Source organism: Rhizobium sp. GW821-FHT14E12, assembly GCF_058803745.1.
This window is the reverse complement of the sequence record NZ_JBXAPH010000005.1, coordinates 241395-253340: the sequence shown is the minus strand read 5'-3', so window position 1 is coordinate 253340 and position 11946 is coordinate 241395. Positions and strand designations below refer to the sequence as shown.

Below are 11946 nucleotides of genomic sequence, written 5' to 3'. Positions count from 1 at the left end.
GGCTGCATAGCGATCAACATCATGACTATATCCCCCTTTCGTATCGATACTCACGCGCATGTCTTTGACCGCAGGCTGAAGCTGGCGCCGGGCAGGCGCTACGCACCGGACTACGACGCCCGCCTTAATGCCTATCTGCGTCAGCTCGACGAGAATGGGCTGACCCATGGCGTGCTTGTGCAGCCGAGTTTCCTCGGAGCCGACAATTCCTATCTTCTCGATTGCCTGAAAGCGGCGGACGGCCGACTGCGCGGCATTGTGGTGATCGACCCCGGCACCTCGCTGGAGCAACTCGCTCCCTATGACGAAGCCGGGGTGGTCGGTATCCGTCTCAACCTCGTTGGGCAGGCCTTGCCGGATTTTTCGACGCGGGAATGGCGAGACCTGCTGGCGAGACTGAAATCACTCGACTGGCAGATCGAGATCCAGCGCAACGCCGCCGACCTCGTGCCGATCGCGCAAATGTTGGCGGACAACGGGATGAACGTGGTCGTCGACCATTTTGGCCTGCCCGATCCTAAGCTCGGCATTGCCGATCCGGGCTTCCGCGCCTTGTTGGAGCTCGGGTCGTCGGGGCGGGTCTACGTCAAGCTCTCCGCTCCCTATCGCAATGGACCGGAAGGCAGAGATTTCGCCCGGCAGGCCTATCCCCTGCTGCGTCATGCCTTTGGTCTGGACCATCTCATGTGGGGCAGTGACTGGCCGCATACCCAGCATGAGGCGGCGCAGACCTATGCCGGTAACCTGGCTTTTTTGGATGAGCTGGCGACGGACGAGGGCGAAAAAAGCCAGATTCTTGCTATGCCGCGAAATCTGTTCAAGTATTGAGCCCGTGAGCAGGCTCGATGGCTTTGCCACAAGGCCGCTCCAATTGCGGTTCACATCGGGTGCATAATTCCCATCGGCGAAGCGAGATCGACCGTGCGTGTTCTGTTAGTTGAAGACGATAATATCCTCGGATCATCCCTGAAGAAGGCCCTGGAGAAGCATGCCTACGGCGTCGATTGGATGCGCGATGGCGAGTCCGGTCTCGAAGCGGCCCAGCATTCGGATTTCGCGGCAATCGTGCTTGATATCAACCTGCCGCGGCTCAGCGGCATGGAGGTCTTGAGGGGCATTCGGCAGAGGGGAAATTCGGTGCCGGTCCTGCTGCTGACGGCGCTCGATGCCGTACGCCAGAAGGTTGAGGGGCTGGACGAGGGCGCCGACGATTATCTGGTCAAGCCGTTCGATCTCGATGAGCTACTTGCCCGCATGCGCGCGCTGATCCGCCGTCGCGACGGACGAACGGAAAGCGTTATCCGCTGTGGCGATATCGAGGTCGACCCCTCGGCGATGGTTGCCCGCAAGGGTGATGTCCAGGTTCACACCACGGCCAAGGAATTCCATCTGCTGAAGCTTCTGATGGAGCGCAGCGGCCGATACGTGACCAAGAACGATATCGAATATGCGCTTTACGATGCCGAAAGCACGGTCGAGAGCAACACGATCGAGGTGACTATCTACAATCTGCGCAAGAAGCTCGGCAGCGATTTCATCAAGTCGATCCGCGGCGTTGGTTACATGATCGAGCGATGAGCAATTCCACACTTACCCGCAAGCTTTTCCTTAGGATAGCGCCGGTCGTGGTGGTCACGATCGTTGTCGTCGGCGCTTTTGCGTTCAACAGCGCGACACGCGAAATCGACAATATCTACGATGCCCAGCTCATAAACGACGCGAATATCATTTGGGGCCTGCTGCGCCGTCCGCTGGAGAGGGAGCCCGACCGCGCCCCGAGACAGATCGACGATATCGATTTCAACATGGACAATCAGCTCGCCTTCAACGAGGACGCGGATGATTATGCCGATGCCCATATGTTCCGCGCCTGGGACGACGGCCATATCCGCTTCTACAGCAGCACGGCGTTCCTGTCGGATGTGCCGCAGCAGAAGGTCGGCTTCACCACCATCACCTATCGCGACGAGGAGTGGCGTGTCTATTCGCTGCCGATACCCAATTCGACGATCGTGATGGAGGTCGGCGAAAAGATCGCCCTTCGCGAAACGCTGGTCTCCAACATCCTGCTCAATCTCTTCTTTCCGCTGCTGGTGCTGGTGCCGGTCATCGGCTTTCTCATCTGGCTCGGCATCAATAGCGGCCTTCGAACGATCCACGGGCTGGTGCGCCAGATCCGCACCCGGTCGCCCGACGATCTCTCGGCGATCCCGGTCGAAGGCCTGCCACGGGACCTGTTGCCGCTCGGCCGGTCGATCAATCAGCTTCTCGAGAAGCTTGGCCATTCCCTGACGCTCGAGCGGCGCTTTTCCGATCTTGCGGCACATCAGCTGCGTACCCCGCAGGCCAGCGTGAAGCTGTTGCTGCAGATGCTGGGCAACAGCGACAGCGAGCAGGAGCGGCAGGCGATCGTCGCCGATCTCGTCGCCAGCAACAATCGCGCCATCCATCTGATCGAGCAATTGCTGCGACTGGCAAGGGTCAGCCATCATCCTCTCAATCCGACGCCGGTGCCGCTCTATCATATGGTGGCGTCGGTGCTGGCGGAGTTCGGCAACATCATCAACAGCCGGCAGCTCGATGTCGTGCTGGAGGGTGATGAGGCGGCGCAGGTGAAGACGGATGAATCGCTGCTGCGCATGATGGTCAGCAACCTCCTGGACAACGCCATCAAGTACACACCGGTTGCCGGCAGGATCGAGGTCATGATCACCGCTGGAGGCGGGCTCTGGCTGATATCGATCAGCGATAGCGGGCCGGGTATTCCGCCCGACGAACGGGAAGCCGTCTTCCAGCGCTTCTATCGGATCGACACGCTGCACACCGAGGGCGCCGGCCTTGGCCTGGCAATCGTAGCCGATACGGCGGACCGGCTCGCCGCCACGATAGAGCTATCCACCCCGCGTTGGGGCTCGGGCCTGCGGGTCGACCTGCGATTGCCCAGGACGGAATAGAGTCAACTTTACCACGATTTCATTTTCGCATCATTTTCCCCTCATGCCTGGCTCATCCACGGTTGTTAAACGCAACCCTAGGACAAGGCGAAAGGGCGTTTCATGCAGGTGTTTTGCGATTTTGATGGAACCATCTCCATCGAAGACGCGACGGATATGGTGTTATCCCGTTTCGCCGATCCAGAGTGGGAAGATATAGAACGCCAGTGGAAGCAAGGGCTGATGGGGTCGGGCGAGTGCATGCGCCGCCAGATCGCCCTCGTCGAGGCGAGCCGGCAGGACATCGACGCCCTGTTGGATACGGCGAGCATCGACCCCGGCTTTGACGAGTTCCTGGCGTGCTGCCGCGGCAGCGACCTGCCCGTTACCATCGTCAGCGACGGTGTCGATTACTTCATTCGCCGTATCCTGACGCGCCATGGCATTGGCGACATACCGATCGTTGCCAACGTGCTCAGCTATTGCCTTGCCGATGGCCGGGAATCCTATTCCCTCTTCCCGTCGCCGACGGCAAGCGGCTGCCTGTCCGGCTCCGGTGTCTGCAAATGCCGGGTCGTCAAGAGCCCCGATCTGCAGATCTATATCGGCGATGGCCGTAGCGATTTCTGCGTGTCCGACAAGGTCGATCTCGTCTTCGCGAAGGCCAAGCTGATCGACTACTGCGAAGACCGCGGCATCCCCTATGTCGCCTTCGAAACCTTCACCGACCTGCTTCCAAAAATGAAAGCCGTTCTTCCCAGCGTTACGCGCGGACAGCGCGCGCTGCTGCATTCCAAGACTGCATGAACAAGACCAAGAGGCATCTAATGAAAACCAATGTAGCCGAAGCCTTCAATGGCGAGACGCAATTGCCCATCAAGTCCGAGGACGAGCTGCGCATCCTCGAGGAGGCCTATTGCTCCCACGGCGATACCGTCCACTACTCGCCCAAGCCGAAATTCTTCGAAGAGTGCGAGGGTTCTTTCGTTTATGACCGGGCCGGGACGCCGTTCCTCGACCTGCAGATGTGGTATTCCGCCGTCAATTTCGGCTATCGCAACGAACGCCTGAACAACGCCGCGCATCGCCAGCTCGACCGGCTGCCGCAGGTCGCCTCGCAATATCTGCATCGCGAAAAGGTGGAGCTGGCGGCGATGATCGCCCAGGACGCCGAGAGCAAGTTCGGGCACAAGGGCCGCGTTCACTTCAACGTCGGCGGTTCGCAGGCGGTTGAGGATTCGCTGAAGCTGGTGCGCAATTACACCGGCGGCAAGAGCCTGATGTTCGCCTTCGAGGGCGGCTATCACGGCCGCACCCTCGGCGCGTCCGCGATCACCTCGAGCTACCGCTATCGCCGTCGCTACGGCCATTTCGGCGACCGGGCGCAATTCGTCGAGTTCCCCTATCACTTTCGCGGCCCGAAGGGCATGTCGAAGGAAGAGTATGGGCATTACTGCGTCCAGAAATTCGCCCGTCTGTTCGAGAGCGAATATAACGGCGTCTGGGATCCGAAGGCCGGCAAGTCGGAATATGCCGCCTTCTATATCGAGCCGATCCAGGGCACGGGCGGCTATGTCATTCCGCCGATGAACTTCTTCGTCGAGCTGAAGAAGGTGCTGGACGAACACGGCATTCTGCTCGTCGTCGACGAAATCCAGATGGGCGTCTACCGCACCGGCAAGCTGTGGTCGATCGAGCATTTCGGTGTCTCGCCCGACATTCTCGTCTTCGGCAAGGCGATCACCAACGGGCTCAACCCGCTTTCAGGCGTCTGGGCACGGGAAGAGATGATCAACCCGACCATCTTCCCGCCCGGCTCCACGCATTCGACTTTCGCCAGCAATCCGATGGGGACCGCCGTGGCTCTCGAAACGATGAAAATGTTGGAAGAGGAAGATTTCGGCACGGCCATCATGGCCAAGGGCGCCTATTTCCTCGACGGGCTGAAACAGTTGCAGAAGCGTCATGCCATCGTCGGCGAAGTCGACGGTCTCGGCCTCGCGCTCAGGATGGAGATCTGCAAGGACGACAGCTACACGCCGGACAAGGCGACGATGGACTGGCTTTGCGATGAAGGCATGAAGGGTGACCTGCAGGTCGGCGCCAAGATGTACGGCCTTGTGCTCGACGTCGGCGGCTACCACAAGAACGTCATCACCTTCGCGCCGAACCTGCTCATCACCCGTGAGGAAATCGATCTGGCACTTGCCCTGCTCGACCAGCTCCTAACGCGCGCGGCCCGGAGATAAGACGGTGCAGCTCCTTCTTCTTCATCTCGATGATGCGTTGGAGCTGCAGCCCGATTTCGTGCGCGCCTGCAAGCTTGCCGGCGCGCACCAGTATTTCGACAAGGGAGCCGGCAAGGCGATCCGGCTCTGGGGCAAGCAGAATGCGCTTGCCGAACTCGGCCGTGAAATTGCCAAGAGCACCCCCTCGCTCGGCAAGGATCCACAGCTCTGCTTCATGGGCTCGGGCGACTTTCATCATGTGACGGCCCTGCTTCTCGACGGGGCTCTGGAGCGCCAGCCTGTTGCGACGACCCTCATTCACTTCGACAATCATCCCGACTGGGTCACCTTCGAAGGCGGCATGCATTGCGGTTCCTGGGTCAACAGCGCCCTTGCGAACCGCAATATCCAGAAGGTCATCACCATCGGCGTTTGCAGCCGGGATCTGCGCAGTCCCGAGCGCAAGGGTGCCAATCTGCACTGGCTCGGCGAAGGCAAGCTGGAACTCTACCCCTATGAGCATCCGCCGAGCCGGGTGCTGGCCGACTACGGCAGCGGCGCCAGCTACCGGCAGGACAAGGGCGCTCTGCACTGGAAATCCATCGCCGAGATCGGCGAGGACAATTTCATCGACCGGATGCTGAGCCGGATTCGCACCGAGGCGGTTTACCTGACGATCGACAAGGATGTGCTTGCCGCCGACGATGCGGTCACCAACTGGGATCAGGGCCGCATGCGGTTGCCCTATCTCCTGGCGCTGATCAGCGAAATCGGTAGCCGGCATCGGATCATCGGCGCGGATGTTATCGGCGATTATTCCACGCCAACCTATGCCGGCGATCTTCGGACCAAACTCATGAAGCGGGCCGAAATCTTCATCGATCAGCCGCGCATCCGGCCGAAGGTCGAGGCGACCCGAAACATCAATAGCGCTGCAAATCACGCGCTGCTCGAAGTGCTGGCGGAGTATATGGGATGAGCGGCAGCCTGACCCTTCCGATGCTCGGCCTCATCCTTTTTTGCGTGCTGGCGGAAACGGCGCGCGAGGTCTGCTTCAAACAATCGGCGAGCGAAAGCGCATTGCGTGTCGCGCTGGCCAAGCCGATCACATGGCTCGGCATTCTCTTCTGGGCGGTCGAGCTGTTCGCCTGGACCGCCGTGCTCGAACGCGTTCCCCTCACCATGGCCTTTCCGCTGATGGCGCTGAGCTATGTGGTCATCGTGCTCGCCGGGGGCGTGATCTTCAAGGAAAACATCAATCTCCGCCACGCTATGGGCGTGTTCCTGGTGACCGCCGGCGTGGCCTGTGTGGGAGTAACCGGACTATGAAAATCTTTGCTCATACCAGATGGGATGCGGCGCCGGTTCTGGCCGCCGTGGCGCATCTTGCCTTCGACGTCTACCTGATCGTCGGCTTCGAAAGCCGGCCCTTGTGGCTCTCGGCTATTCTCGGCTGCCTCTATGCCGTGTCGATCTCGTGGAACATCAACAGCATATCCCATAATTTCATCCACACGCCTTACTTCAAGCCGCGCTGGATGAACTACGCCTTCAGCCTGCTGGAATCGGTCGCGATCGGTTTTTCGCAGACCTATTATCATTGGGTGCATATGCGCCATCACTCCGGCAATAGCGACCGGCCGGATGACAAGGGCGAGACGATCGACATGCTATCGATCTACCGCCACGGTCGTAACGGCGAGCCGGAGAATGTGTGGTCCTACACCTTCCTGAGCTTCTTCCGCGACAGTCTCGGCGACATCCACAAGGCCATCGCCCGCCGCCGCCCCTTCGATGCGAAATGGGGTCGGTTCGAGCTGTTCTTCTTTCTCGGTCTCGCAGCGATTGCATTGATCTATGACTGGAAGGCGGTGCTGTTCTTCGTGCCCTTCTATTATCTCGGCAATTGCCTGTCGTCGTTGAACGGCTATTACGAGCATCTGCACGGCGACCCGGACGAGCCGATCGCTTGGGGTGTCAGCAGCCACAAGCCGTTCTACAACTGGCTTTGGTTCGGCAATGGTTACCATGCTGAACATCACTACCGCCCGAAGACCCACTGGACGAAACTGCCGACCCTGCACGAGCAAATCAAGGAAGAGCAGGAAAAGGCCGGCACGCATGTGATCAGCACCTGCCACGCCTTTGGTTTCATGGCCAAGGAGAACCGGCAGGCGGAGCTTTCTCATGAAAGCCGATGAACTGAGCTTCTATCTCGAGGGCACCAATGGAAAAGGTGTCCTCCTGATCCATGGGCTGACCGGGGCGCCGGCTGAAATGAAGCTGGTCGCGCGCCACCTCAATCGCAAGGGCTACAGCGTCTATGCGCCGCTGCTGGCTGGCCATGGGGTGGATGCGGGCACGCTGCGGCGCTCGCGATGGGAGGACTGGCTGGAGAGCGTCGTGCAGGCATCATCAGTGCTCGCCGAAAGAGCGCAAGAGGTCTTCGCCGCCGGTATCTGCGTTGGCGGCAAGCTTTCGATGCTGGCGGCCGAATGCCAGCCGGAGACGATCCGTGCCGTGGCGATCTATTCCCCCTGCTTTCACTATGACGGCTGGGATGTGCCCTTCTACTATCCGCTTTTGTCCTCGCAGATCAGCTGGTTGTCGCGCATTCCCTTTCTCGACCGTCTCAATTTCCGTGAGACAGCATCCCTCGGGATCAAGGACGAGCGCATGCGCCGGCTGATCGGGAATATGGCGGGCGAGGGCGTTCTCGAAACATTCCCCGGCAAGGGGCTGGTCGAAATGCATCGGCTGGGCAAGACCCTGAGGGGCCGGCTGCCGCAGATGAAGACGCCGACGCTGATCCTGCACGCCGAGGACGATGATCTGAGTAGCCCCAAACATGCGCGCTACATTTCCGACCACATCGGCGGTCCGCACGAGCTCAGATGGATCAAGGACAGTTACCACATGATCCATGTCGACCGTCAGCATCGCCAGGTGGCGGATTTCACCGCCGACTTTTTCGAGGCAAGCCATGCTCAAGCCCTTGCCTAAATCTTTCCCGACGACGGACCGGGATCCGGTTGCCGAGGTGCATTTCAGCATCCGCGCCATCGGCCGCGATGCCTGGAACGCCTGCTTTCGCGGTCAGGTCGAGGATTATGATTGCCTGCTGGCTATAGAGGAAGCTGATATTAGCGGCTTCGAATGGCGCTATATCACCATCGTCGAGGACGGACGGGTGAGTGCCGCCATGCCGGTTTTCCTCTGTGCCTATGCCCTGGACACCACGCTGGAGGAAGGCCGGCTCCGCAAGGCGGTGCGCCGCATACGACAACGCTTCCCGGGCTTCCTGACGCTGCGTCTTGCTTGCCTCGGCTCTCCCTGCACCGAAACAGGCGCGGTCGGTTTTCACCCCGACGTGCCGCCGGAACGCCGCGCGGTGCTGTTTGCCGAGCTGCTGTCGTTCTTCGAGGAGCTTGCGGCCACGGAAGAGTGCTCGCTGATGGGGATCAAGGATATTCCCGCGCCGGTAGCCGCCGAATTCGGCGACCTGCTCTTAGGCCGCGGCTATGCCTCGATCGGCGGCCTGCCGACCGCCTGGCTCGACGTGGATTTCAAGACGATCGACGAATATCTCGCCAGGCTTTCTTCCGGCACCCGCAAGGATATGCGCCGCAAGCTGAAATCCTTCGAGCAGGTCAGGGTCGAAATGCGGACGGATTTCGGCGATTTCCTGCCTGAGGTCATGGCGCTTTACCATGACACGCGCAACCGCAGCGAATGGCAGTTCGAGGAGCTGACCCCGGACTATTTCGAGGGTATCCTCGCGCATATGCGCGGCCGTTCCTTCTGCGTCTTCTATTTCGTCGAAGACAGGCTCTTGGCCGCCAATCTGATCGTGCATGACGAACATGTCGCCATCGACAAGTTCTTCTGCATGGATGGCGAGGAGGGGCGGCCCTACAATCTCTATTTTCTCAGCTGGTTCACCAATCTGCGTTATTGCCTCGAGCATGGGGTCGGCCGCTATCAGAGCGGTCAGGCCTATTATGAAAACAAGGTGCGGCTCGGGAGCCAGTTGACCGCTAATACGATGTTCTTCCGGCATCGCAATCCCTTTCTCCAGAAGATATTGCGGCTGGTTTCGCCACTGCTTTCAACAGACGAGGCGGGCCAGTGATGTCGTCCATGCGCCTATCCTGGCTTGCCGTGCCGGTGTTGAACACGCTGTTCCAGTTTTTCGTCAAGCATGGGGCCGAGCAATTGGGTGGCGCGACCGGGGCCGGCTGGCTGTGGCAGGCGCTCGGTTCGCATTGGATCCTGGCGGCGATCGCCGTCGAGATCGCCTGCTTCTTTATCTGGATGAACGTGCTTTCCGAGCTCGATCTCAGCCGGGCCTTCCCGCTTTCCGGCATCAGCTACGTGCTGATCATCGCCACCGGCTGGCTCGTCTTCGGCGAACCGGTCGTCGGCCTTCAGGTGGTTGGCAGCGGGCTGATCCTGACGGGCGTTTGGCTGATCGCAGGCGCGGCCAGCGAGGCGACGAGCGGCGACGACTGGCATGCGAAGCGCGGCTCGCTACGCCCCCACAGCGGTGAGGATCGATAATGTCCGGATTGCCAGCGGAAGACCACCGTCAAAACATAATAGCATTCAGCCTTGCGGATTGGAGCCTGAAGAGAGCGCTGTCGAGCATCGTGTCGCGGGGATCGCTGGTCGTGATGACGGCGGGCGGCCGGGCGCTGACATTCGGCGATGGCAGCGGGGAGCTCGTCTGTGTCCGCTTTACCGACAATCGCGCGCAATGGGCCTTTCTGATCGATGCCGATGCAAGGCTCGGCGAGCTTTACATGGATGGCCGCTTTCTCGTCGAACATGGCTCGCTCTATGATTTCGTGGCGATGATGCTGCGGGAGGCGCAGAACAGCACGCATCCGCTCATCGCCCGCATCATCGACCATTTCCGCACGAAGCTGCGGATCTTCCGTCATCGCAACCTGCCGAGACGCTCGAAGACCAATGTCGCGCATCATTACGATCTCGATGGCCGGCTCTATGAGCTGTTCCTCGACCCGGACCGGCAATATTCCTGCGCCTATTTCGAGCATCCCGACCAATCGCTGGAAGAGGCGCAGCTGGCCAAGAAGCGGCACCTCGCCGCCAAGCTCTTGATCGGGCCGGACAACAGCATTCTCGATATCGGCTGCGGCTGGGGTGGTCTCGCGCTGCATCTGGCCGAGCAGGCGCCGGGCGGCTATGTCCTCGGCGTGACGCTCTCCGAGGAGCAGCATGATTATGCCTCGAAACGGGTGCCGGCCAGCCTCAATGGAGCGCCGGCGGAAGTGCAATTCGCGCTCAGGGACTACCGTAGCCTGACCGGCCGCTTCGACAGGATCGTCTCCGTCGGCATGTTCGAGCATGTCGGTCTGTCGTCCTACCGGACCTTCTTCCGCAAATGCGCGGAGCTGCTGGAGGATGACGGCGTCATGGTTCTTCACACCATCGGCTGTTCGGCGACACCGGGCTTCACCACGCCCTGGCTCGACAAGTATATTTTCCCCGGCGGCTATATTCCGGCACTTTCGGAGATTGTGCCCGAGATCGAGGCGGCAGGACTGACGATCACCGATGTCGAGGTGTTGCGCCTCCATTATGCCTACACGCTCGAAAGCTGGCGCGAGCGTTTCATGGCGCGCTGGGACGAGGTGGCGAAGCTCTATGACGAGCGCTTCTGCCGCATGTGGGAATATTATCTTTCGACCGCGGAAGCGGCCTTCCGCTACGAGGATCTCGTCGTCTTCCAGATCCAGATCACCAAGCGCAACGACGTGCTGCCGCTAACGCGGAATTATATCGCCGATCATGAAGCACGCAGCGCCTCAAAAGTTGATGTTGAAGGTTCTGTTGAGGGTAAAGCCGATAATATTCTGGTTGGGTGAGCCGAACTGCGAGGTGATCGGGCTGTCTGCGGCGTCGCCCACCAGACGGTTATATTTACCATAGACCTGCACGCTCCACTCGGGCGTGATCGTATAGGTCGCAGCCACCGTGAAGCCGACCGATTTCAGGCCGCCGCCGGCGTCGAAGGCCCTGACATGGCCGTTTCTTGCGGCTTGACCCGCAGAGATGCCGAAGTTGCTGCGCATGTAGGTCGAGTTTGCCAGCGACATGCGTGGCCCCGCCGACAGGACCAGTTTGTCGCCAACCGGCTGAAACCAATCGAGCGCAAGGTCAGCGACCAGGCCGTCGCCGCCCCAAAGGGACTGGCGCACTTCCGTGCGGAACCGAAGCTGATTGTCCATCAGCCAATATTGTGCAAAGCCGCCGGCATCGAAATTCCAGCGCACCCTACGCTCACTCTGCAGATGCAGATTGTTGAGATCCAGGCGATCATCCCTCAAGCCGACGACGGGGCCGATTTCGAGATTGCCGAGATCGAAGAGCGTATAGTCGAAATTGTCGTCCGGGGCGCTGTATTCAGGGGTCTCACCGAAGCGGTAAAAGTCGAAGGACGGCAAGGCGCTGAAGGAATAATGCTTCGAGCCTTCATAATTGGGACCGTATTCCACCGTGGCGCCGAGCGTCACGACCCAGGTGTCGGAGGTGGACTTCGTGGCGTCCTGCGCCATGGATGATGCCGGAAACGCGACGATTGTGCATATGGTCACCAGACCAATCCCGGTTAGCGCCAGCAACCGGGCAGAGAAAGATGTCTCGACTACTAACACTCTGACAATACCCGATCCCTGGACGCCCCTGCGACATTGTTAGCGCAGTTTACGGTTCCCAAAACAGCAAAAAGTTCAAAAGCAACCGGTCATGGACGAATGATC

Annotated in this window: 13 protein-coding genes; 12 read left to right on the top strand and 1 reads right to left on the bottom strand. The window is 60.0% G+C overall.

The genetic code is table 11. The annotated features are described in order from the left end of the window. Nucleotides 1-21: 21 nt before the first annotated feature. The 12 genes from AC1RO0_RS20605 (at nt 22) to AC1RO0_RS20550 (ending at nt 11052) form a co-directional block, all read left to right on the top strand. Nucleotides 22-828, top strand: coding sequence for an amidohydrolase family protein (locus AC1RO0_RS20605; protein WP_498594652.1), 807 nt, complete (start codon nt 22-24; stop codon nt 826-828). A gap of 93 nt (nt 829-921) precedes the next feature. Next, nucleotides 922-1578, top strand: coding sequence for a response regulator transcription factor (locus AC1RO0_RS20600; RefSeq protein WP_007694608.1), 657 nt, complete (start codon nt 922-924; stop codon nt 1576-1578). Next, nucleotides 1575-2954: a sensor histidine kinase gene (locus AC1RO0_RS20595; RefSeq protein WP_498594651.1), complete on the top strand. Its 1380-nt coding sequence runs from the start codon at nt 1575-1577 to the stop codon at nt 2952-2954. The genes AC1RO0_RS20600 and AC1RO0_RS20595 overlap by 4 nt, the downstream gene beginning before the upstream one ends. Nucleotides 2955-3056: 102 nt before the next feature. Then, nucleotides 3057-3740 (top strand): MtnX-like HAD-IB family phosphatase, encoded by a 684-nt coding sequence (locus AC1RO0_RS20590; protein WP_498594650.1) that lies wholly within the window; start codon nt 3057-3059, stop codon nt 3738-3740. 20 nt (nt 3741-3760) lie between these two features. Further along, the gene (locus tag AC1RO0_RS20585) at nt 3761-5182 is read left to right on the top strand and encodes an aspartate aminotransferase family protein (RefSeq protein WP_498594649.1); all 1422 of its coding nucleotides are present in this window, start codon (nt 3761-3763) and stop codon (nt 5180-5182) included. A gap of 4 nt (nt 5183-5186) precedes the next feature. Then, nucleotides 5187-6140, top strand: coding sequence for an arginase (locus AC1RO0_RS20580; RefSeq protein WP_498594648.1), 954 nt, complete (start codon nt 5187-5189; stop codon nt 6138-6140). After that, nucleotides 6137-6490: a DMT family transporter gene (locus tag AC1RO0_RS20575; protein ID WP_498594647.1), complete on the top strand. Its 354-nt coding sequence runs from the start codon at nt 6137-6139 to the stop codon at nt 6488-6490. Before AC1RO0_RS20580 ends, AC1RO0_RS20575 begins: the two co-directional genes overlap by 4 nt. Continuing rightward, the gene (locus tag AC1RO0_RS20570; protein ID WP_498594646.1) at nt 6487-7362 is read left to right on the top strand and encodes a fatty acid desaturase family protein; all 876 of its coding nucleotides are present in this window, start codon (nt 6487-6489) and stop codon (nt 7360-7362) included. The genes AC1RO0_RS20575 and AC1RO0_RS20570 overlap by 4 nt, the downstream gene beginning before the upstream one ends. Then, entirely contained in the window at nt 7349-8164 is an 816-nt protein-coding gene (locus tag AC1RO0_RS20565; protein WP_498594645.1) for an alpha/beta hydrolase, read from the top strand. The genes AC1RO0_RS20570 and AC1RO0_RS20565 overlap by 14 nt, the downstream gene beginning before the upstream one ends. Continuing rightward, nucleotides 8145-9293, top strand: coding sequence for a GNAT family N-acetyltransferase (locus AC1RO0_RS20560; RefSeq protein ID WP_498594644.1), 1149 nt, complete (start codon nt 8145-8147; stop codon nt 9291-9293). The genes AC1RO0_RS20565 and AC1RO0_RS20560 overlap by 20 nt, the downstream gene beginning before the upstream one ends. Continuing rightward, entirely contained in the window at nt 9293-9721 is a 429-nt protein-coding gene (locus AC1RO0_RS20555) for an EamA family transporter (protein WP_498594642.1), read from the top strand. Before AC1RO0_RS20560 ends, AC1RO0_RS20555 begins: the two co-directional genes overlap by 1 nt. Continuing rightward, nucleotides 9721-11052 (top strand): class I SAM-dependent methyltransferase, encoded by a 1332-nt coding sequence (locus AC1RO0_RS20550; RefSeq protein WP_498594641.1) that lies wholly within the window; start codon nt 9721-9723, stop codon nt 11050-11052. Before AC1RO0_RS20555 ends, AC1RO0_RS20550 begins: the two co-directional genes overlap by 1 nt. Here AC1RO0_RS20550 and AC1RO0_RS20545 read toward each other — a convergent pair. After that, nucleotides 10993-11742, bottom strand: coding sequence for a MipA/OmpV family protein (locus tag AC1RO0_RS20545; protein ID WP_498594729.1), 750 nt, complete (start codon nt 11740-11742; stop codon nt 10993-10995). The two genes, AC1RO0_RS20550 and AC1RO0_RS20545, sit on opposite strands and share 60 nt — an antisense overlap. Between the last annotated feature and the right edge of the window lie 204 nt (nt 11743-11946).

Coding starts and splice junctions, on each gene's coding strand:
- AC1RO0_RS20585 (WP_498594649.1), top strand. CDS start 3,761: ATGAAAACCAATGTAGCCGAAGCCTTCAATGGCGAGACGCAATTGCCC.
- AC1RO0_RS20555 (WP_498594642.1), top strand. CDS start 9,293: ATGTCGTCCATGCGCCTATCCTGGCTTGCCGTGCCGGTGTTGAACACG.
- AC1RO0_RS20545 (WP_498594729.1), bottom strand. CDS start 11,742: ATGGCGCAGGACGCCACGAAGTCCACCTCCGACACCTGGGTCGTGACG.
- AC1RO0_RS20550 (WP_498594641.1), top strand. CDS start 9,721: ATGTCCGGATTGCCAGCGGAAGACCACCGTCAAAACATAATAGCATTC.
- AC1RO0_RS20605 (WP_498594652.1), top strand. CDS start 22: ATGACTATATCCCCCTTTCGTATCGATACTCACGCGCATGTCTTTGAC.
- AC1RO0_RS20590 (WP_498594650.1), top strand. CDS start 3,057: ATGCAGGTGTTTTGCGATTTTGATGGAACCATCTCCATCGAAGACGCG.
- AC1RO0_RS20565 (WP_498594645.1), top strand. CDS start 7,349: ATGAAAGCCGATGAACTGAGCTTCTATCTCGAGGGCACCAATGGAAAA.
- AC1RO0_RS20575 (WP_498594647.1), top strand. CDS start 6,137: ATGAGCGGCAGCCTGACCCTTCCGATGCTCGGCCTCATCCTTTTTTGC.
- AC1RO0_RS20570 (WP_498594646.1), top strand. CDS start 6,487: ATGAAAATCTTTGCTCATACCAGATGGGATGCGGCGCCGGTTCTGGCC.
- AC1RO0_RS20560 (WP_498594644.1), top strand. CDS start 8,145: ATGCTCAAGCCCTTGCCTAAATCTTTCCCGACGACGGACCGGGATCCG.
- AC1RO0_RS20595 (WP_498594651.1), top strand. CDS start 1,575: ATGAGCAATTCCACACTTACCCGCAAGCTTTTCCTTAGGATAGCGCCG.